The organism is Candidatus Phyllobacterium onerii (genome assembly GCF_028331445.1).
Taxonomy (GTDB): domain Bacteria; phylum Pseudomonadota; class Alphaproteobacteria; order Rhizobiales; family Rhizobiaceae; genus Phyllobacterium; species Phyllobacterium onerii.
On the sequence record NZ_JAQMHX010000015.1, the window covers coordinates 21285 to 42193 of the forward strand.

General features: G+C 56.4%; 14 protein-coding genes. 10 read left to right on the forward strand and 4 right to left on the reverse strand.

What is annotated here, in order from left to right; all coding sequences use genetic code 11:
- Positions 1 to 12: 12 nt before the first annotated feature.
- From PHA01_RS24425 to rpsA, 3 genes are all read left to right on the forward strand, one after another.
- Complete coding sequence (locus tag PHA01_RS24425; protein WP_271898887.1) at positions 13 to 339, forward strand: hypothetical protein; 327 nt, start codon at positions 13 to 15, stop codon at positions 337 to 339.
- A gap of 293 nt (positions 340 to 632) precedes the next feature.
- On the forward strand, positions 633 to 1313 hold the full coding sequence (gene cmk, locus PHA01_RS24430) for a (d)CMP kinase (protein ID WP_271898952.1): 681 nt from the start codon (positions 633 to 635) through the stop codon (positions 1311 to 1313).
- Between the two features lie 122 nt (positions 1314 to 1435).
- The gene (gene rpsA / locus PHA01_RS24435; RefSeq protein WP_106714926.1) at positions 1436 to 3136 is read left to right on the forward strand and encodes a 30S ribosomal protein S1; all 1701 of its coding nucleotides are present in this window, start codon (positions 1436 to 1438) and stop codon (positions 3134 to 3136) included.
- Positions 3137 to 3199: 63 nt separating this feature from the next.
- Here rpsA and PHA01_RS24440 read toward each other — a convergent pair whose 3' ends face one another.
- On the reverse strand, positions 3200 to 3787 hold the full coding sequence (locus PHA01_RS24440) for a hypothetical protein (protein ID WP_271898888.1): 588 nt from the start codon (positions 3785 to 3787) through the stop codon (positions 3200 to 3202).
- A gap of 421 nt (positions 3788 to 4208) precedes the next feature.
- Between PHA01_RS24440 and PHA01_RS24445 the strand changes: the two genes are divergently transcribed.
- A complete protein-coding gene (locus tag PHA01_RS24445) occupies positions 4209 to 5225 on the forward strand; it encodes a LacI family DNA-binding transcriptional regulator (RefSeq protein ID WP_271898953.1) in 1017 nt (338 codons plus the stop codon).
- Between the two features lie 17 nt (positions 5226 to 5242).
- On the opposite strand, the gene pncB is transcribed toward PHA01_RS24445, so the two are convergent.
- The gene (gene pncB, locus PHA01_RS24450) at positions 5243 to 6550 is read right to left on the reverse strand and encodes a nicotinate phosphoribosyltransferase (RefSeq protein ID WP_271898889.1); all 1308 of its coding nucleotides are present in this window, start codon (positions 6548 to 6550) and stop codon (positions 5243 to 5245) included.
- Between the two features lie 270 nt (positions 6551 to 6820).
- Between pncB and PHA01_RS24455 the strand changes: the two genes are divergently transcribed.
- The 6 genes from PHA01_RS24455 (at position 6821) to PHA01_RS24480 (ending at position 17965) form a co-directional block, all read left to right on the forward strand.
- On the forward strand, positions 6821 to 7972 hold the full coding sequence (locus PHA01_RS24455; protein WP_271898890.1) for an efflux RND transporter periplasmic adaptor subunit: 1152 nt from the start codon (positions 6821 to 6823) through the stop codon (positions 7970 to 7972).
- 72 nt (positions 7973 to 8044) lie between these two features.
- Positions 8045 to 11119, forward strand: a complete 3075-nt coding sequence (locus PHA01_RS24460) for an efflux RND transporter permease subunit (protein ID WP_417021034.1) — start codon at positions 8045 to 8047, stop codon at positions 11117 to 11119.
- A gap of 250 nt (positions 11120 to 11369) precedes the next feature.
- On the forward strand, positions 11370 to 14579 hold the full coding sequence (locus PHA01_RS24465; protein ID WP_271898892.1) for a hypothetical protein: 3210 nt from the start codon (positions 11370 to 11372) through the stop codon (positions 14577 to 14579).
- Positions 14580 to 14795: 216 nt separating this feature from the next.
- Positions 14796 to 16253: an NAD(P)-dependent oxidoreductase gene (locus tag PHA01_RS24470; RefSeq protein ID WP_271898893.1), complete on the forward strand. Its 1458-nt coding sequence runs from the start codon at positions 14796 to 14798 to the stop codon at positions 16251 to 16253.
- A gap of 11 nt (positions 16254 to 16264) precedes the next feature.
- Positions 16265 to 17575 (forward strand): NAD-dependent dihydropyrimidine dehydrogenase subunit PreA, encoded by a 1311-nt coding sequence (preA, locus tag PHA01_RS24475; protein WP_271898894.1) that lies wholly within the window; start codon positions 16265 to 16267, stop codon positions 17573 to 17575.
- Between the two features lie 96 nt (positions 17576 to 17671).
- Positions 17672 to 17965, forward strand: a complete 294-nt coding sequence (locus tag PHA01_RS24480) for a Dabb family protein (protein WP_271898895.1) — start codon at positions 17672 to 17674, stop codon at positions 17963 to 17965.
- On the opposite strand, the gene cueR is transcribed toward PHA01_RS24480, so the two are convergent.
- On the reverse strand, positions 17958 to 18356 hold the full coding sequence (cueR, locus tag PHA01_RS24485) for a Cu(I)-responsive transcriptional regulator (RefSeq protein ID WP_271898896.1): 399 nt from the start codon (positions 18354 to 18356) through the stop codon (positions 17958 to 17960). The genes PHA01_RS24480 and cueR overlap by 8 nt on opposite strands.
- Before the next feature lie 6 nt (positions 18357 to 18362).
- The gene (locus PHA01_RS24490; protein ID WP_271898897.1) at positions 18363 to 20855 is read right to left on the reverse strand and encodes a heavy metal translocating P-type ATPase; all 2493 of its coding nucleotides are present in this window, start codon (positions 20853 to 20855) and stop codon (positions 18363 to 18365) included.
- Positions 20856 to 20909 lie beyond the last annotated feature (54 nt).

Consider the following 20909-nt stretch of genomic DNA (forward strand, 5'->3'; position numbering starts at 1 on the left):
AGAAAATCAGCGATGACCGAGCTCATATCGCGTCTCACAGTATATTTCCTGTATGCCATGTCCAGCGTGCCCTTTCTTGTCTGGGCAGGACGAAGCGCCTATAGCGGCACGGTCGCGAGCACGGCGCAAGCACCATGGCCGGGTATAACCGGCACGATATTTCGCGTCCTTCTTCCTTTGACGATCATCTTCCTCTATGCGTGGAATGTCTCGGCCGGTGCGGAGGCGGCGAATACGAGCGAGTGGGAACCATTCCAGTTTCTGCTGCTACCACCGGCACTTGGATCCATCGCCGGATACGGTATTGGTTATTTCATGGGCAAGAGAAGGATCATCTGATGTTTTTCCTGCTGACGTCATTTACCGTCGTTGCCATTCCCTATGTGATCGAACAGTTCGGTCTGCGGGTTCGCTTTGGCCTGTTTGCGCTGCTGTTCTGGCTGTTCGTCTTCCAGTTCGTGTTGATCTTCAGCATCGACGCGTTGCTGCAGAATTTTGCAACTTCCATGCCCGACTGGCTGGAATCCATGTTGACGACACTCGGTGGCTTTGCCTTCGTTACAATCGGGATAACGCCTATCATCACCCTCGTGTTGGCTGCGGCGTACCTCCTCTTTGCGCTCGGACAATGGCTGTTCGACAAGGACGAAAAAGATCTACCAACGCCGCAGACGCACTTTACGGTCGCCATCGATGGTCCCGCGGCTTCGGGCAAGGGAACGCTCGCACGCAGGATTGCCGACGCTTACGGTTTTCATCACCTGGACACGGGCCTAACCTACCGCGCCGTCGCCAAGGCCTTGATGGATCAGAACATGCCGCTGGACGATGAATTTCTCGCCGAGAAGGCGGCGCGCAGCATCGATCTTACAAAGCTCGATCGCGCAGTACTGTCCGACCACGCTGTTGGCGAGGCGGCATCAAAAGTTGCGGTCATGCCGGCAGTGCGCCGTGCACTTGTTGCCATGCAGCACAGTTTCGCCGAGCGCCCACCCGGTGCGGTCCTCGACGGACGCGATATCGGCACGGTCGTCTGCCCCGATGCTCCGGTAAAGCTCTACATCACAGCGTCGCCCGAGGCACGCGCCAGAAGACGCTATGATGAAATCAGGTCCAATGGCGGCGGTGCCAATTATGAGGAGATTCTCGCGGATCTCACGCGCCGCGATGCCCGTGATATGGGGCGCACCGATTCGCCATTAAAGCCCGCTGCCGACGCGCACTTGCTAGATACGACGGAAATGGATATAGAGACCGCGTTTCTTAGTGCCAAAACCCTGATTGATCAGGCTCTCGCGAAGAACACGCATTAGACCATCTGCAACCGACCCACGCACCGGATTGCCCTTCAATGGGCGGGTTGGCATGCAGGTGAACCGAAACACGAACCACCGGTGCTGTGTCCGACGAGTTTTCCGGACACTCAGGAGTATTTATGTCTGAAGCCAATCCAACGCGCGAAGATTTCGAAGCTCTTCTCGCCGAGTCCTTTGCCACCAATGACCTTGCTGAAGGTTATGTCGTCAAGGGCCGTATCGTCGCCATCGAAAAAGACATGGCGATCATCGACGCCGGCCTCAAGGTCGAGGGCCGCGTTCCGCTGAAGGAATTCGGCGCGAAAGCCAAGGACGGTTCGCTCAAGCCGGGCGATATCGTTGAAGTTTACGTCGAGCGTATCGAAAATGCCCTCGGCGAAGCAGTTCTGTCGCGTGAAAAAGCACGCCGCGAAGAGAGCTGGGTCCGTCTCGAAGAGAAGTTCAATCGCGGCGAACGCGTCGATGGTGTGATCTTCAACCAGGTCAAGGGTGGTTTCACCGTCGATCTCGACGGTGCCGTAGCCTTCCTGCCGCGCTCGCAGGTCGACATCCGTCCGATCCGCGACGTTACCCCGCTGATGCACAACCCGCAGCCCTTCGAAATCCTCAAGATGGACAAGCGTCGCGGCAACATCGTTGTATCGCGCCGTACCGTTCTTGAAGAGAGCCGTGCGGAACAGCGTTCCGAGATCGTTCAGAACCTCGAAGAGGGTCAGGTCGTTGAAGGCGTCGTCAAGAACATCACCGATTACGGTGCGTTCGTTGACCTCGGCGGCATCGATGGTCTTCTGCATGTGACCGACATGGCCTGGCGCCGTGTCAACCATCCGTCGGAAATCCTGTCCATTGGCCAGACGGTCAAGGTGCAGATCATCCGTATCAACCAGGAAACCCATCGTATTTCGCTTGGCATGAAGCAGCTCGAGAGCGATCCCTGGGATGGTATCGGTGCAAAATACCCGATCGGCAAAAAGATCACCGGTACGGTTACGAACATCACCGACTACGGTGCATTCGTCGAGATCGAGCCGGGCATCGAAGGCCTTATCCACGTTTCCGAAATGTCCTGGACAAAGAAGAACGTGCATCCGGGCAAGTTGCTCTCGACAACACAGGAAGTCGAAGTCGTTGTTCTCGAAGTGGATCCGGTCAAGCGCCGCATCTCCCTCGGCCTGAAGCAGACTCTCGACAATCCGTGGACGACCTTCGCAGACAAGTTCCCTGTCGGCACGATCGTCGAAGGCGAAGTCAAGAACAAGACCGAGTTCGGCCTGTTCATTGGCCTCGACGGCGATGTGGACGGCATGGTTCACCTCTCCGACCTCGACTGGAACCGTCCAGGCGAGCAGGTCATCGAAGAGTACAACAAGGGTGACGTTGTGAAGGCTCAGGTTCTCGATGTCGACGTCGAGAAGGAACGCATCTCGCTCGGCATCAAGCAGCTGACCGGCGACAAGGTCGGTGAAGCCGCAACTTCGGGTGAACTGCGCAAAAACGCCGTTGTTACAGTTGAAGTCACGGGCATCACCGATGGTGGTCTTGAAGTGCGTCTGGTCGATCATGACCTCGACTCGTTCATCCGCCGCGCTGATCTGTCCCGCGATCGCGACGAACAGCGTCCGGAACGCTTCACGGTTGGTCAGAAGGTTGACGCCCGCGTCATCGCCTTCGACAAGAAGACCCGCAAGCTGCAGGTCTCGATCAAGGCGCTGGAAATCGCCGAAGAGAAGGAAGCTGTTGCCCAGTACGGCTCGACCGACAGCGGTGCTTCGCTCGGCGACATTCTCGGTGCCGCTCTGAAGAGCCGCGAAAAGAACTAAGTTCTTTTCCTGACCTTGAAACAAATGAAACCCGCCGGTGCGAACCGGCGGGTTTTTCTTGCCTCAAATCGTGTCGAACTGCACCAGGATGAACGCCATTTGCGTAGCAAGCGCCAGCGCCAGTATGACCAGCTGGATTTTTTGCCGGCGAACATAAATTCCCAATCCGAAAAGCGCGATCAGGAAGAGGTTGCGAAAGGGGTATTCAGCTCCGAGTGTTTGAAAATGAGCCGTGCCCTTCATGATCGTGTCGAGAAAATCGAAAATAAATATCGATATCAAGATCCCGAAGAACCAAGCCCGACGCGACATGAAATAATCTTCATAGCCGGAATAGCCCTCCATGCTGTCGGGGAAAAGCATGCTGCATGCGAGAAAGTGCAGGCTGGCAAAAAAAATGACGAAGAGATATGCCTCGAATTTCCACAAGACCAGCGCATGCAAATAGAACTCGAACCACCAGAAATGCACGACGGTGAGGAAAGCGAACAACACCCAGCCAAGGTGCACCGCATAGATATTCTTGCGCTGTGGGTGCTGGATAATGCGGGCGATGCCGGTCAGCAAACGCGAGACGCTCAGGCCAAGTACGATGCCGATAATTACGCGTACGTGCGTGAAGACTTCCGGATTCGGAATACCGCCCTCCATTGCATCCTCCCGTTGCCGCTTGTCGATGTTTGCAATCAGAGGTCACATGCTACTGGAGTAGCAACTCAATGCAACCTCACATGCCATTTTCAGCGACGTCAGCTTGGCGCAAGTTATCGCACGTAAACTTTAATGATCGAACGAGAAAACTTTTTGGTGCGGTGCGTTGAGGAGAGCGAGCGAACCGCAAATAGCTCTATCTAATTGATGCGGTTTAAATAAAATCTTGACGCATGTCACTCATGCTGTAAATTTTCAACCATTAAGAGTGGCCCTATATCAATCATGAGATGTATTGCGTCGGCGTAGTTTTCAGCAATGATTGCAAATGTCCTTCGCAATTTCTTCGCCGGCATACGGTTTTTGGAATGAGCAAGGGATTGTAAAAAGGAATGCCGCGGTGAATCAGCCGATCAAGACAATGGAAGACTTCTCTGCATTTGTAGGATTGTCGCGCCCCACTGTGTCTAAATATTTCAACGACCCCACTTCGGTGCGCAAGAAAACCCGCGACATCATCGAAGCGGCCATCAAGAAGTCCGGCTTCCGGCCAAACATATTCGCCGTCAATCTCAACCGCCGCCGCACCAATATTCTTGGTATCATCGTTCCGAATTCGACCGACCCGTTTTACATGACGCTGACCCGGCGCATCGAAGGCATCGCCGAACAAACAGGTTATCTGGCTTTCGTTTTGAGTTCCGACGGCAAGCCGGAGCTTGAAGAACGTGCCATCGAGACGTTCAAGTCCATGAACGTCGCGGGTGCCATTATTGGACCGCTCGGCGTAAAGTCGCATCACGACAAGCTGGCCAAGCTCGGCGAGTCAATTCCACTCATCTACGTAGATTCACCGCTCGATGCGACGTCGCCGTTCGTCGGCACCGACAACCGGCAAAGCTTCAAACTGATCGTAGACTATCTGACGCGGTCCGGTGACCAGCCATGCTATTTCGGCATGTCTCCGGTCAACAGCAACGCCTATGAGCGGCGCGACGCCTATAACGAGGCAATGAAGAACCTGAACCTCGAACCCCGCTTCGTGAAGGTCGATCCGGGTTTGACCTGGGAGTTCGAAAAATTTGCCTTCGATGCGACGGCTCGTATCCTCAGGGAAGGCGGTTTCCCGACAAAGACCGTGCTTTGTGCCACCGACCGCATCGCTTTCGGCGTAGTGGCTGCCGCCTACCAAGCCGGCCTCAAGGTAGGGCGTGGCGCGGATTGCGACCTGCGCGTTGCCGGCCATGACGACCAGCCGCTGTCGCGTTATATGTGCCCCCCACTGACGACCGTTGCGCAGAACTACAATGAAATCGGCAGGTTGGCCATCAAGCTATTGTTCGACAAGCTCGGCGAAAACGATGACTCGAAGATCGAGATTCCCGCCGACCAGCGTATCCTTCTAAACGCCGAAATCATGTTGCGCATGTCGGCATAGTTTCGGGATCCGTGCCGCTAAACTTTCACGACCTGCTCCACACGGTCCTCTGCGCCGAACAATTGCAGATAACGTTTGATCTCTGCCGGATCGCCAGTTGCCTTCTTTGGGTTATCGGAAAGCTTGACCGCGGGACGTCCATTGGCGTCACTGACTTTGCACACCAGTGAAATCGCATTCAGCTGATCGTTATAGCGTGGCGCGCAATCCTCGAAATCATTTGTAAGGTTGGTGCCCCAACCAAAACTCATACGCACCTTGCCGTCGAAGTGGCGATAGGTTTCCTCAATCGTATCGACATCGAGCCCGTCGGAAAACACCAGCAGCTTTTCCCGTGGGTCCTTGCCCTTTGATCGCCACCAGGCAAGGATTTTCTCTCCTCCCTCGATCGGAGGCGCACTGTCCGGGCGAAAACCTGTCCAGTCCGCCACCCAGTCCGGCGCGTCACGAAGAAACGCTGCCGTTCCGAATGCATCCGGCAGGACGATGAGCAGGTTGCCGCCATAATAGCGGTTCCAGTCCTGCAAAACTTTGTAGGGTGATTTCAGCAACTCTGCGTCGGTGGTACTCAATGCAGCAAGGACCATAGGCAGTTCGTGTGCGTTGGTGCCGAGCGCTTCCAGATCGTTGTCCATTGCCATCAACACATTGCTTGTGCCGGTAAAGGCCTCACCGATACCTTCTTTCAGGGCTTCGACGCACCAGCGTTGCCAAAGGAAGGAATGGCGCCTACGTGTGCCGAAGTCAGAAATTTTGATGTCGGGAAGTGAACGCAACCGCTCCACCTTCGACCACATCTTGGCCTTGGCACGGGCATAAAGGACGTCAAGTTCGAACCGGCCCATCTTCTTCATGGCAGCACGCGAACGCAGCTCGTTGATGATGGTCAGCGCCGGTATCTCCCACATCGTCGTGTACATCCACGGCCCGTAGAAATTCAGTTCGTATTGTCCGTCCCGCTTCGTCAGTTCGTATTCCGGCAATTGGAAGTTTGACAGCCATTCGAGAAAGTCCGGTTCGAATATCTGACGCTTGCCGTAGAAGGTGTTACCTCCGAGCCAGATCATTTCCTTTTTGGAAAAGCTTATCGTCCTCGCGTGATCAAGCTGCTCGCGCAATTCCTGTTCGTCGATCTCGTCAGCAAGCCGTACCCTGGTCGTGCGATTGATCAGCGTAAATGTCGCGTCCACTTCGGGATAGACACCCCAGATCATCTGTAGCATCAGCAGCTTGTAGAAATCCGTGTCGAGCAGACTACGGACGATCGGATCGAGCTTGAACGTGTGGTTGAACACGCGCCGTGCGATATCGGTCTTCGTCGCCATTGACTGCTTTCCTTGCGAATTTTCCGCCCGTCATGTTGCACGCCAGAACCGGGCCTTCAAGGAGGGACAAGCAAATCCGGCTAATTTCGACGGATCGAGTGGCCATGCTTTCTCCATTAAATATTTGTAACATAACGGAATTGTCATTACCGGTTAGGTAAAACCCTCTTATTCTGCCCGACAAACAACCGTTCGCGCTGACTTGTGCGTTGGGATATGATCATTTTGTGCTGGCTCTGCTTGTGCGGGACCGGCCTTTTGGAGCGATATATGCGGCTTTCGAAGCAACTCATTTTTGCAGTGCTGATTCTGGTTCTTGCTGGAACCGGCTGGCTGTACTTCTATTCAGGCTCGAAGGCTGGTATCGATCGCAACTCGACCGCAGCAACAGAAACCACCACCCGGGGACAGCGTCGCGGCGGACAAGCCTTGCCGCTCGTCGTCGTCCGTGCTGCGGCTGAAGCGAAGATCAACGACAAATTGTCGGCCATTGGCACCGGCAAGGCCAAGAGTTCCGTTGCAGTTACTCCATTCACCGCCGGGCGACTGACCGAAATTCTCGTCACATCAGGGACCAAAGTAAAAGGCGGCGATGTCATTGCCCGTCTTGATTCAGAAGCCGAAAGCATCATTGTCGACAAAGCGCGGGTAGCACTGAGGGACGCACAGACCAAGCTCAAGCGCGCGGAAAGCCTGCGTTCAAGCAACACGGTCTCCGCTGTTCAGCTTTCCGAAGCAGCATTGGTGGTCGATAACGCCGCCCTCAACGTTCGCGAGGCGGAACTCGCCCTTGACCGCCGGGCAATCAAAGCCCCGATTGGTGGCATTGTCGGCATCCTGCCTATAAACGCGGGCAATTACGTCACAATCTCCACGACGGTCGCAATGATCGATGATCGTTCCGATCTTCTGGTTGATTTCTGGGTGCCTGAACGCTTTGCGCCGGCCATATCAATTGACCTGCCAGTGACAGCGACATCTATCGCCCGCCCGGGTGAAACCTTCAAAGGTGCCATCAGCGCCATCGATAACCGTGTCGATCCGACGAGCCGTACGCTGCATGTTCAGGCGAAAATCACCAATCCTAATGATGCCTTGCGCGAGGGCATGGCCTTCCAGATGGCAGTCGGCTTTCCGGGAGACACTTACCCGACTGTTGATCCCCTCGCCGTTCAATGGGGTACTGAGGGCGCCTATGTCTGGAGGATTGACGATAACAAGGCGACGCGCGTTCCGGTGCGGGTTGTCCAGCGCAACACCGCCTATGTGCTGGTCGATGCCGACATAAAGCCCGGCGATCAGATTGTGGCCGAAGGTGTGCAGTCAGTCCGTCAGGACGGTCTTGTCCAAATTCAGGGACAACCGGCTCCAGAGACCAATACCAGCGCGGAGCCAACTGCTTCCGTCGGCGAGCGGGGCTGAGGTCCAGCAGTGAGCACGTCAAACGGACAGAACGATTCCAGTTTTACCGCACTTTTCATTCGTCGACCCGTCATGGCGCTGGTGCTCAATGCCCTGATCGTCGTCGCGGGTCTTGCCGCCTGGTACGGCGTTGATGTCCGCGAATTGCCCGATGTCGACCGCCCGGTGGTTACGGTCTCGACGGATTTCGAGTCCGCCGCCGCCGAGACTGTGGACCGGGAGCTAACCTCGGCGATCGAAGGCGCTGTATCGCGCGTTTCAGGCGTCAAGTCGATTTCGTCCAGTTCGTCGTTCGGCAGCAGCCGCGTCACCGTTGAGTTCAACGATGGCGTTGACCTCAACGTCGCGGCGGCTGATATGCGCGATGCCATCAGCCGCATAACCAACACATTGCCCGACGAGGCCGACCCGCCGCGTATCGTCAAAGCCGATGCCAATTCCGATGCGGTGATGCGCCTGGCCGTCACCTCGGACACCATGGCGGTCGAGGACATGACAGTCCTCGTCGAAGACCAGATCGAGGACGTGCTCGCGTCGGTCCCGGGCGTCGCCGACGTTCAGGTCAATGGCAACCGCAGCAAGATATTCCGCATCGACATCGATCAGGGCAAGGTTGCCAGCCTCGGAATGAACATCGCGGACATTCGCAACGCACTGACGACGATGGCCTTCGATACCCCTGCCGGTCAGCTCAACAGCAATGACCAGAGCATCGTCGTTCGTGCAACGGCTCCCGTATCAACGCCGGAAGACTTCGAAAACATCATCATCAAAGGTCAGACGAAGATCCGCGACGTGGCCACGGTGACGATGGGCCCCGACATCGGCACCTCGATTCTGCGTGCCAATGGCAAGACCGGCATTGGCCTCGGCATTATCCGCCAGGCTCAATCCAACACGCTCGATATTTCGAAAGGCGTTCGCGCCGCGGTCGCACAATTGCAGCAAACGCTGCCTGAGGGTGTCGACATCCGCGTGACAAGCGACGATGCGGACTTCGTCAATGGCGCAGTGCATGAAGTGGAAATTGCGCTCGGTGTGTCTGTCGTCATCATCATCCTGATTATCTATCTCTTCCTCTGGGACATTCGCGCGACCCTTATCCCGGCTGTCAGTCTGCCGGTAGCGCTGATTGGCACCATTTCTGCTATCTATCTTGCCGGTTTTTCAATCAACATCCTGACGTTGCTCGCCCTGGTGCTGGCGACCGGTCTGGTGGTGGATGATGCGATCGTGGTGCTGGAAAACATCGTGCGCCGCCGCAATCAGGGCATGGGGCCACGCGCTGCCGCAGTTCTCGGCACCGAGGAAGTGTTCTTTGCAGTCATCGCGACAACGGTGACGCTCGCGGCTGTTTTCGTGCCGCTGTCCTTCCTTCCTGGCCAGACCGGGGGACTCTTCCGCGAGTTTGGTTTCGTTCTGGCGATCTGCGTGCTTCTGTCCGCTGTGGTGGCACTGACGCTGTGCCCGATGCTGGCTTCCCGCCTGCTCAGTGCGAGTGAGGCCAAGCATCAGGATGTCACCCACACGCCAGGACGGGTCGCACGTGTCGGCAGCTGGTTCGGCAATCTTTACAAACGCATGTTGCATGTTTGCCTTGCCGCCCCTTGGATTGTTGTCGTGATCTCGGTGCTGTTTGCTGGCGCAGCGTTTGGCGCGTTTTCCCTTCTCAAGCAGGAGCTGACACCGGTGGAAGACCGGGCTTCGGCGTTCCTGCGCATTACCGCGCCGCAGGGCGTCAGTCTCGAATATCTCGGTGACGAGATGCGTCAGATCGAGCAATTGATCCAGCCGCTACGCGATAGTGGCGAAATCCAAAATACGTTCTCGATCGCCGGCCAGAATGGCAATACCAACCGTGGCTTCATGGTCCTCAGTCTCGCCACCTGGAAAGAGCGGACGCGGAGCCAGCAGGAGATCCTCGCCGACGTCTCGAAACGGGTTCGCGACATTCCAGGTATCCAGGTTTTTGCCGCACAGCCAAACTCGCTGGGCATCCGCGGTGCCGGTAATGGCCTGCAATTCGCTGTCGTCGGTACAAGTTATGCCGAGCTCGGGACCACGGCTGCAAAGATCGTGGCCGAGCTTGAGAAAGACAGCCGCTTTGATCGTCCGCGTCTGACCAATGAGCCGACCCAGCCGCAACTGGCCGTGTCGATCGACCGCGAGCGCGCTTCGGATCTCAATATCAATATCACTGGCCTGGCCGAAGCGCTGCAATCGGTGCTCGATGGTTACAAGGTCGGTTCCGTCTATATCGAAGATCGTTCCTACGATGTGAAACTCGTATCGAGCACAAATCCCATCAATGACCCGACAGACCTTGAAAACGTGTTCCTGCGCACCGGCGACGGCCGGTTTGTCCCGATGTCGACGATTGCCAAACTCACCGAAGTCGCCGTCCCCCCGGCATTGACGCGCGAACAGCAGATGCGTTCCGTCGCCATCACGTCGAGCCTTAGACCGGATTTTGCACTCGGCGATGCCTATAAGGACGTGCAGGAGGTCGCCGCACCTTTGCTGCCCTCCGGCTATCGTATCATTCCGCTGGCGGAAGCCGCGACGCTTGGGGAAAATTCCTCCAGCATGGTCACGACTTTCGGCTTTGCCATCCTGATCATTCTACTGGTTCTCGCAGCGCAATTTGAAAGCTTTATCAGTGCGGCCGTTGTGATGGCTACGGTTCCGCTTGGCCTTGCCTGCGCTGTCTTTGCCATGGTCATGACCGGCACCAGCATGAATGTCTACAGTCAAATTGGACTGGTGCTGCTTGTGGGCATCATGGCGAAGAACGGTATTCTGATCGTCGAGTTTGCCAATCATTTGCGCGATCAGGGCAGGAATGTAAGAGAAGCCATCGAAGAGGCATCGAACATCCGTCTGCGCCCCGTCGTGATGACCATGCTCTGCGCCATTCTTGGCGGTGTGCCGCTGGTTCTCGCCAGCGGTGCGGGCGCCGAAGCTCGCATCGCCCTCGGCTGGGTCATCGTCGGCGGTCTCGGCATGGCAACCGCCTCGACGCTCTTCCTGACACCGGTCGCCTACCTGTTGCTGGCCGGCTTCTCAAAGCCGAAAGCCGAGGAAGAAGCACGTCTCAACCGCGAGCTCCTGGAAGTCGCTTCGCAACCGCCCTTGGCCGCTGAATAGCCACGATCCGAGATTTTCGGACATCAAGTTGCGCTAATCGGCCCGATTTCCGAATTTCTTTGACTATCGTATTATTGACGGCGTTCCGTTGGACCTATAGCCAAAATCGTGCGGTTTCCTCGGGAGGAACCTCCAAACTCTTTTCTAAAGTCCGTGCCACCGTGTGGGTGACCATGCATGTCGATGGCCGGTCGTTACTGCATGCGCACTATTTTTAAAAAGAAGCATTTTTTATTTATTGGGAGGAATCATGGCTTCGTTACGAATGCTGTTGGGAGCCCTGGCATGTTGTATCATGCTGGCTGGCTGCAATGACTCAAACAGAACCGTGGGTACGGACGACGGGTCCGGAACCTTTGTCTCGTGCCCAGGCACCCTTGTTGATGGCAAGTGCATCATCACGCCGGAAGTAGTTACAAGCGCATGCGAGAAGGGCACACTAATCGACGGAAAATGCATTGTGACACCCGTTGCGATCTCTGTCTGCGAGACCGGCAAGCTTGTTGACGGCAAATGCATCGTCTCGCCCGCTGTGACACTTGTATGCCAGACCGGCACCCTTGAAGACGACAAGTGCGTCGTCAAACCGAGCGTGATTACCGGTGCGTGCAAAAAAGGAACACTCGTTGGTACCGAATGCGTGGTCAAGCCCGAGGCGACCTTTGCATGCGTTACTGGCACCCTTGAGGTTGACAAGTGTGTTGTCAAGCCGAGCATAACTACCGGCGCATGCGAAAAAGGAACACTTGTTGGCACCGAATGCGTTATCAAACCTCAGGTGACTTTTGTATGCGGTGCGGGCGCCCTTGAGGTTGACAAGTGCGTCATCAGGCCGGTCCCGATTACCCGTTGCGACAAAGGCACGCTTGATGGTGACGTTTGCGTCATCAAGCCAGTGGTCGTCACCCGGTGCGACAGGGGCACTCTGGTCGATGGCGAATGTGTCGAAATCAAAATTCCGTCCGTTACCGATCCCGTCAATCTTGATGATGGGATGAAAGCGCTCACCTGGAATGGCCGCAGTGCTACGATAACAACTGCCGATTCAGTGTCTACGCTGCGCACCTATCAGCTGACGACCACCCAGGACCAACGAAAAGCGAACAAAGGTAAACAACTAACAATTGAGGAACGGGCGGACGCTCCGACGATCCGCACCGGCAGCCAGATGTTTGACGGGCTGTTTGCTATGGCGATGCAGGAAGCCAGGGAACTGACCGTGACCTCCATCAAGGATGGCGCGTACAATAACGGCAATCCCGTACCCTGTGGCGGCACGATCGGCTGTTATCAGTCGGGAGACGAGTGGACGTATGTGTGGACGCGCGATACTGCCTATGCCGTTGATCTTGGCCTTGCGCAGATCAACCCGCAGGTAGCCAAAAACAGCCTGCTGTTCAAATTGTCAAAGCGTCGCAATGCGAGCGGAACGCTTGGAGAAGACACAACTGAAATCGTTCAGGACACCGGCAGTGGCGGAAGCTGGCCGGTCAGCACAGACCGCGTCGTCTGGGCACGAGCCGCTTTCGAGCTGCTCAAATATCTCGATGGCGCTGATCGCACGCAATTCCTCAAGGAGGCCTACACGGCTATCGGCAACACGATCGAAAACGATCGTATTGCCGCCTATGACGCCCGCGACGGGCTCTATCGCGGCGAGACCTCATTCCTCGATTGGCGCGAACAGATCTATCCTGAGTGGACGAAAGATGCGGTGGTTCACCTCGCAATGTCGAAAACCCTCTCGACCAATGTCAATCACTGGAAAATTCTTGATGTCGCCGCGAAGATGGCTGCCGAACTGAACCAAACTGCCAATGCTGCAAAATACGGGCAATGGGCAAGCACGCTGAAAACGTCGATCAAGACTGGATTGTGGCGATCTGATTCTGGCCTGTTCAGCATGATGAAGACGACGGAACTCGATCAAGCTCCAGTCCGACGCTACGAATTGCTGGGAGAGGCTCTGGCCATTCAGGATGGCATTGCCGACAAGGGCCAGACAACAAGTATCCTTGAGAACTATCCGCACACGGCTGCCGGTGCAGCGGTTGTCTGGCCCCAAATGCGGGGTGTGAAGGTCTACCACAACCGGGCTATCTGGCCGTTTGCTTCCAGCTATCTGATCAAGGCAGCGAAGGGACGCAATGCCGATGTGGTTAACCGAAACTTCGATACACTCATCAATGGCGCGGCATTGAACCTGTCGAACATGGAGAACTTCGAGTTCACCAAGCTTGCAGTAACAGCGCCAAAGGACGAAGACCGTCCGGACATCGATTCCGATAAGCAATTGTGGTCGGTGGGCGGCTACACTGGTTCCGTACTCGACGTTGTCTTCGGGCGTGATGCCGATATGACGGGCATCCGATTCCAGCCTTTCATCACCAAAAAGATGCACAAGACCATCTTTAATGGTGCCCGTCAGCTGCAGTTGAAGGACCTCGTTTATCGCAGTAAGAAAATCACGGTAAAGGTGAATTTGCCGGCAGTTGGTACAAGTAGTGATGGATATTACTCAGTCTCAACAGCAGAATTGAACGGCGCCCAGATCGATTTGGATAGATACACACCTTCATCCGATCTGAAGGATGACAAGGTTAATGTCTTTGTCATCGGCTTGATTGAAAACAATGAGGAGGGCGGGCCGGCACGCGTTGTCGAACCTAGCCAGTACTATGGCCCTGAACCCCTCAACCTTGGTCTAACCGCAGGCGACTGGGCGATAAAAAAAGGCGCGGACGGATTGATTAATTTGTCCTGGACGCCGACGTCGTCAATATATCCTATTGCAATCAACGTTTACCGCAATGGAGAATTGGTTAAGGCCAACGTAGTCGGTAACGAATGGAAAGACGACAAAAGCAAACTTGACAGTCAGACATTGTGCTATTCGCTGGAGGCGCAAATTACCAATGGATTGAGGAACGTCTCGCAACGCACAAATCCTGCCTGCTATTGGGGCAATGACAAGCTGACATTTCTCAGGGCCGATACGGCAGTAAACAACATTGTTTCTGGCTCGCCGGCGCAACTGAAGGACGACCATGGTCGCAAAGCCTGGTCAGACTGGGGTGTCCCTGGCGAAGAGCTGACATTCGCCTTCACCCCAACAGTCAGCGGGAGCTATCATGTTCTCTTGCGCTACGGAAATAGCTTTGGCCCTGTCAATACCGGCGTAACAGCGGCCGTCAAGCAAATGGAGATAGTGGGCGCGGGTCAGACTCCGATCAAAGGCGTTGTAGTCATGCCGCATTTGCCAAGCTGGGATATCTGGGGCGAATCCACGGTTGTCCCGGTGAAGCTTGAAGCGGGGACAGAGTACACAATAAAGCTTAGCGACTTTTACAACATGTCCTATCTTGCCTCGAACGCAACCTATAACGACCGCGGTGGCAAGGAGGGTATATTGAACCGGGCCAATATTACTGAGCTGATATTGCGGCGTATGGCCGATTGAGGGGTGAGTACTAGCGATGTACGGAGATGGCCCGGCAAGTCCGGGCCATGTCATTTTTAAGTGCGCGGGAATTGCAACATTTCTTGACCGTTTGATAAAAAATTTGACCTTCCGAGAAAATCTGCCATTCTTCCGTACAGGTTCGGAGATACCGGCCATCGAAAAGACTGCTGATCCGTGGGAACTGGACTCAGTCAAACGAGGAGATGAGATTTCATGGGATCGATGGATTCTGGAATCCGTGACGTCAAAGCCGGGCGGCTTGCATCCGGCGCCTATACGGAAGTGTTTGCCGATCTTCATCCGCCGCTAAGCCGGCACGAAGCCTTCGTCGAATCGGACCGGTGTTATTTCTGCTATGACGCGCCATGCATGAACGCCTGCCCGACCGGCATCGATATTCCCCTGTTCATTCGCGAGATAGCTGCAGACAATCCTACCGGTTCTGCCAGGACCATTCTCTCCGAAAACATCCTTGGCGGCATGTGCGCCCGCGTCTGCCCCACCGAGACGTTATGCGAGCAGGCTTGCGTGCGCGAAGTGGCAGAGGGCAAGCCAGTGAAGATCGGTTTGTTGCAGCGCTACGCTACCGATCATTTGATGGCCAATGGCCAGCATCCCTTCAAGCGCGCCGAGCCTACGGGTAAATCCATCGCAGTCGTCGGGGCTGGACCAGCGGGTCTGTCCGCCGCCCACCGTCTGGCCATGCACGGTCACGATGTGACTATTTTCGAAGCGCGACCCAAGGCAGGCGGCCTCAACGAATACGGTATCGCTGCCTATAAGAGCGTCGACGACTTCGCCCAGAAGGAACTCGACTTCGTTCTCGAAATCGGCGGCATCACCATCCAGAACGACAAGGCTCTCGGGCGCGATATCAGTCTCGATGCGCTGAGAGCAGGTTTCGATGCGGTGTTTCTCGGCATGGGGCTGCCGGGCGTCAACGACCTTGGCCTCGAGGGCGAAGACGCTGCCGGCTGTATCGATGCGGTGGATTACATTTCGGTGCTTCGCCAGAGTGACAATCTGTCCGAAATCCCCGTCGGCCGGGATGTCGTCGTTATCGGCGGCGGCATGACCGCGATTGACGTCGCTGTACAAACAAAACTGCTTGGCGCAGAAAATGTCATTATCACCTATCGCCGCGGGCCGGAAAACATGAATGCCAGTGATTTCGAGCAGGAACTCGCGCTGAAGAATGGCGTGATCATCCGCCATTGGCTGCAGCCTCGCGCGCTCACCCGCAACGAACATGGCGAGGTCTGCGGCATAACGCTGGACTACACCGTCATGACCGATGGCCGTCTGGGCGTTTCAGGTGAGAGCATCACGCTTGCCAGCGATCAGATATTCAAGGCGATAGGTCAGACACCAGCCGAAGCAATCCTTGGCGAGGCTGGCCTTGCGTTGTCGCGCGGCCGTATCAGCGTGGACGACGAAGGGCGGACCTCGGTCGCGGGAATCTGGGCCGGCGGCGATTGTGTTGCAGACGGCGAGGATTTGACCGTCGCTGCCGTACAGGACGGCAAGTCAGCCGCTGAATCCATTCACCGTACGCTGATGCAACAACCGGAAAAGGTCAGCGGCTTCGTCGAAGCCATCATGGCTGATAGTCCAGACGGCGCGTCTGTTCCAGAACATCAACCCAATCATCCAAGTCATTTAGTCAGCTAAAGGAAACCGCCATGGCTGATCTTTCAACGAATTTTCTTGGCATTAGATCTCCGAACCCTTTCTGGCTTGCCTCTGCTCCACCCACGGACAAGGCCTATAATGTCGAGCGCGCCTTCAAGGCGGGCTGGGGCGGCGTTGTCTGGAAAACCCTAGGTGAAGAAGGCCCACCTGTCGTCAATGTCAACGGACCGCGCTATGGCGCTATTCACGGTCCGGACCGGCGCCTGCTCGGTTTCAACAACATCGAACTCATCACCGACCGCCCGCTCGAAGTAAACCTGCGGGAAATGACCGAGGTCAAGAAGAAATGGCCGGATCGCGCCCTGATCGCCTCGATCATGGTGCCCTGCGAGGAGGAAGCCTGGAAGGCCATCCTGCCGCTCGTAGAAGCGACTGGCTCGGATGGCATCGAATTGAATTTCGGCTGCCCGCATGGCATGTCCGAGCGCGGAATGGGTGCCGCTGTCGGCCAGGTGCCGGAATACATCGAAATGGTGGTGCGCTGGTGCAAGCAATATACCCGCATGCCGGTCATCACCAAACTGACGCCAAACATCACGGACATTCGCAAACCCGCCCGCGCCGCCAAATCCGGCGGAACCGATGCCGTATCGCTCATCAACACCATCAACTCGATTGTTTCAGTTGATCTCGATAACTTCGCCCCGAACCCGACCATCGATGGACGCGGCTCGCATGGCGGCTATTGCGGCCCGGCAGTCAAGCCGATTGCGCTGAACATGGTAGCGGAAATCGCCCGCGATCCTGAAACACGCGGCCTGCCGATTTCCGGCATCGGCGGTATCACCACATGGCGAGATGCGGCGGAATTCATCGCACTCGGCTGCGGCAATGTACAGGTCTGCACGGCAGCCATGACCTATGGTTTCAAGGTTGTGCAGGAAATGATTTCCGGTCTTTCCGACTGGATGGATTCCCGCGGGTTCCGCACCATCGACGACTTCCAGGGCCTTGCCGTGCCGAATGTCACCGACTGGCAGTACCTTAACCTGAACTACATTACCAAGGCGCAGATCGATCAGGAACTTTGCATCAAATGCGGCCGCTGCCACATCGTCTGCGAGGACACATCGCATCAAGCGATCACATCGATGGTCGATGGCGCGCGGCACTTTGAAGTCATCGACGAGGAATGCGTCGGCTGTAACCTCTGCGTCAGTGTTTGCCCTGTTGAAAACTGCATCACTATGGAACCGATGGTTTCAGGCGTCGATCCGCGTACCAAAATGCCGATCCAGCCGGATTATGCCAACTGGACCACGCATCCGAACAATCCGATGGCAAAGCTCGCCGCCGAGTGACGGGTTGGACTAGGAGCTGCGACAGCGCATCTATTGACTGACAGGGGCGGAGTATGAAAAGTCCGGCGCAGTGAAAATGCAGCAGGTAGCAACATCGTGATCCGCCATATTGTATTCTTCAGCGCCCGTGACAGGAAAGACGTCGAGACAATCGTGAGGGGCCTTCGGCGCCTTGGTGAAATCCCCTACTCGTCTGTTTTCGAAGTGATGCCCAATACGAAAACGGACCCGATTTCCGGCGAAATCGATGTGGTCGTCTATGGCGAGTTCGAGAGCGCCGAAGCGCTGGCAGCCTACAAGGCGCATCCGATCTACAGCGAAACGACCGCTGTCGTTCGCCCGCTACGTGAACTGCGCATTTCTGCGGATGTCGTATCTACGCTCAGCTAGACCCAGCCGTGCCGGAAATGCTCTCCAGAATAGGACAATCTGGCCGCTGGTCACCATGGCAATGCGTAACCAGATGTTTCAGTGTGAGCTGTAGTTCGCGCAGTTCGATAATCTTGCGCTCGATTTCCTGAAGCTTTGACTGCGCGATCGACTTGACGTCGGCGCTCGCACGGCTCTTATCCCCATAGAGCGCCAGCAACTGGCGGCACTCTTCCACCGAAAACCCCAGTCCGCGAGAGCGCTGCAAGAAGCGCAGCTTGTGCACATCCGACATCGAATAATCGCGATAGCCATTGTCCGCCCGATCCGGCTTCAGGAGGCCAATATCCTCGTAGTAGCGGATCGTTTTGGCGGGCAGGCCGGATTTATCAGAAGCGTTACCGATATTCATGGGACCTCACAATCTTATTGTCCGTAGCCGCAGCGCGTTCGCGATGACCGACACGGATGAAAGGCTCATGGCCGCTGCAGCCAGCATGGGCGAGAGTAACAGACCGAACACCGGATACAGCACCCCCGCCGCGACCGGCACACCGAGCACATTGTAGACGAAGGCGAAGAACAGGTTCTGCTTGATATTGCGGATCGTGGCCGTGGCAAGATGGCGAGCGCGAACGATGCCGTTCAGGTCACCCCTCACCAAAGTTATTCCGGCACTCTGCATCGCTACATCCGCTCCCGTACCCATCGCTATGCCGACATCGGCCGCAGCAAGCGCAGGTGCATCATTGACGCCGTCGCCGGCCATCGCGACCTTGGCGCCTTTGGCATGCAACGCATCGATGAGTTGTTTCTTTCCCTCCGGCAGCATATCGGCCCGAACCTCATCAATGCCGAGCGAGCGTGCAACTGCCTGCGCTGTCACAGCGTTGTCGCCGGTCGCCATGATGACCTTCAGCCCCGCCTCATGCAGCAAGCGGATTGCCTCCACGGCCGTCGCCTTGACTGGATCGGCAACCGCAACGATCCCGGCGGCCCTGCCATCGACCGCGATGAAAAGCGCGCTCTTGCCTAGTGCACGTAATTGGTCGGCTTGCTCGATCAATTGTGAGACATCTGTACCGGTGTCCTGCATCATGGCCTTGTTGCCAAGCGTCACGCTTCTGGCGTTGACCGTTCCGGATACGCCCTTGCCTGTAGCTGCTTCGAAATCGATCGCATCGGCAAGCGTAAGACTGCGCGACTTTGCCCCCTCGACAATCGCTTCGGCGAGCGGGTGTTCGGAGCCTTTCTCGAGGCTTGCGGCAAGAGCCAGCAATTCGTCTTCAGCAAAACCCGGTTGCACAACAATATCAGTAAGTTTTGGCTTACCTTCCGTCAATGTTCCGGTCTTGTCGACGATCAGCGTATCGACGGCTGCGAACCGTTCGAGAGCTTCCGCATCCTTGATCAGTACGCCCGCGTGCGCCCCGTGCCCGGTGGCGGTCATGATTGACATCGGTGTTGCCAGACCGAGCGCACAAGGGCAGGCGATGATCAACACGGAAACAGCGGCAACCAGGCCATAGATCATGCTTGGCTCCGGTCCGACGAGCGACCAGACGATGAAGGCGACGATTGCAACCAGCACCACAACCGGAACAAACCAGGCGGCGACGCGATCGGCAAGGCCTTGGATCGGTGCGCGCGAACGCTGGGCCAACGCGACCATGCCGACGATCTGCGACAGAACCGTATCAGCGCCGACCTTTTCCGCCTTGATCATCAAAGTGCCGTTACGATTGAGCGTGCCGCCGGTCACGGTGTCATGTTCGATCTTTTCGACCGGTAGCGGTTCTCCCGTCAGCATGGATTCGTCGATGGAGGAGTGTCCTTCGAGCACGATGCCGTCCACCGGCACGCTTTCGCCTGGGCGCACGCGCAACCGGTCGCCGACAATTATCTCGTCCAATGGCACATCCGTTTCTGTCCCATCTTCGGCAACGCGCCGGGCCGTCTTGGGTGCAAGGTCCCAAAGTGCGCGGATGGCAGAACCGGTGCGTTCACGTGCTCTCAGTTCGAGGATCTGGCCAAGGAAGACGAGCGTTACGATCACCGCCGCCGCTTCGAAATAAACTGGTACGGAGCCACCATGCATGCGGAAGGAATGCGGGAAAATATCCGGCAAGAACGTGGCGACGACACTGAAAGCGTAGGCTGTGCCGACACCGATGGCGATCAACGTCCACATGTTGGGGCTGCGGTTGATGAAAGATGCCCAGGCCCGCTCAAAGAAGGGAATGGCCGACCAGACCACGACCGGAGTTGCCAGCGCGAATTCCAGCCACGTAGCCAAACTCTCGCCAATCCAGGCACGCAACGGCAACCCCAACATCGGACCCATGGTAATCAGAAGCAGGGGAACGGAACACGCGGCGCTGACCCAGAAGCGGCGGGTGAAATCCACCAGCTCCGGGTTCGGCCCTTCATCTCCAGTCGGGATGCCCGCAGGCTCCAGCGCCATCCCGCAGATCGGACACGAACCCGGACCATCCCGGATGATCTCTGGATGCATGGGACAGGTATATTGCGTCCCGGCGGGCAGGGCTTTGAGCGCTGGTCGGTCGCCGAGATAGTCCTGCGGCGCGTTCTCAAATTTGGCCAAGCAACCTGCCGAGCAGAAATAGTATTTTTCACCTTCATGGCGCAGGAAATGTTTCGCGCTCGCCCGGTCTACTTTCATGCCACAGACAGAATCGATCGCATCGAGATAGGTGTCCGGCTCCGCTATGAATTTGCTCTGGCAGCCCGCGGAGCAGAAATGAAACAGCCGCCCGCCATGTTCGGCTACCGGTTTGTTCGCCTCCGGGTCTACAATCATCCCGCATACCGGATCGCGCACGATTGGAACTTCCGCGCGTTTCTCCCCGCTGCAGCAGGAATGATCGTGGCTTGTATGGTGGTGTTTCATGATGCAACTTTCGGTTATGAACCAGATAGTGCATCCAAGGTAGTCTTTCCAGTA

Excerpts from the sequence above, each read along its gene's own strand:
- PHA01_RS24440 (WP_271898888.1), bottom strand. The coding sequence starts at position 3,787 with ATGGAGGGCGGTATTCCGAATCCGGAAGTCTTCACGCACGTACGCGTA.
- PHA01_RS24470 (WP_271898893.1), top strand. The coding sequence starts at position 14,796 with ATGGGATCGATGGATTCTGGAATCCGTGACGTCAAAGCCGGGCGGCTT.
- PHA01_RS24490 (WP_271898897.1), bottom strand. The coding sequence starts at position 20,855 with ATGAAACACCACCATACAAGCCACGATCATTCCTGCTGCAGCGGGGAG.
- PHA01_RS24455 (WP_271898890.1), top strand. The coding sequence starts at position 6,821 with ATGCGGCTTTCGAAGCAACTCATTTTTGCAGTGCTGATTCTGGTTCTT.
- PHA01_RS24425 (WP_271898887.1), top strand. The coding sequence starts at position 13 with ATGACCGAGCTCATATCGCGTCTCACAGTATATTTCCTGTATGCCATG.
- preA (WP_271898894.1), top strand. The coding sequence starts at position 16,265 with ATGGCTGATCTTTCAACGAATTTTCTTGGCATTAGATCTCCGAACCCT.
- PHA01_RS24460 (WP_417021034.1), top strand. The coding sequence starts at position 8,045 with ATGGCGCTGGTGCTCAATGCCCTGATCGTCGTCGCGGGTCTTGCCGCC.
- cueR (WP_271898896.1), bottom strand. The coding sequence starts at position 18,356 with ATGAATATCGGTAACGCTTCTGATAAATCCGGCCTGCCCGCCAAAACG.
- rpsA (WP_106714926.1), top strand. The coding sequence starts at position 1,436 with ATGTCTGAAGCCAATCCAACGCGCGAAGATTTCGAAGCTCTTCTCGCC.
- pncB (WP_271898889.1), bottom strand. The coding sequence starts at position 6,550 with ATGGCGACGAAGACCGATATCGCACGGCGCGTGTTCAACCACACGTTC.
- PHA01_RS24445 (WP_271898953.1), top strand. The coding sequence starts at position 4,209 with ATGGAAGACTTCTCTGCATTTGTAGGATTGTCGCGCCCCACTGTGTCT.
- PHA01_RS24465 (WP_271898892.1), top strand. The coding sequence starts at position 11,370 with ATGGCTTCGTTACGAATGCTGTTGGGAGCCCTGGCATGTTGTATCATG.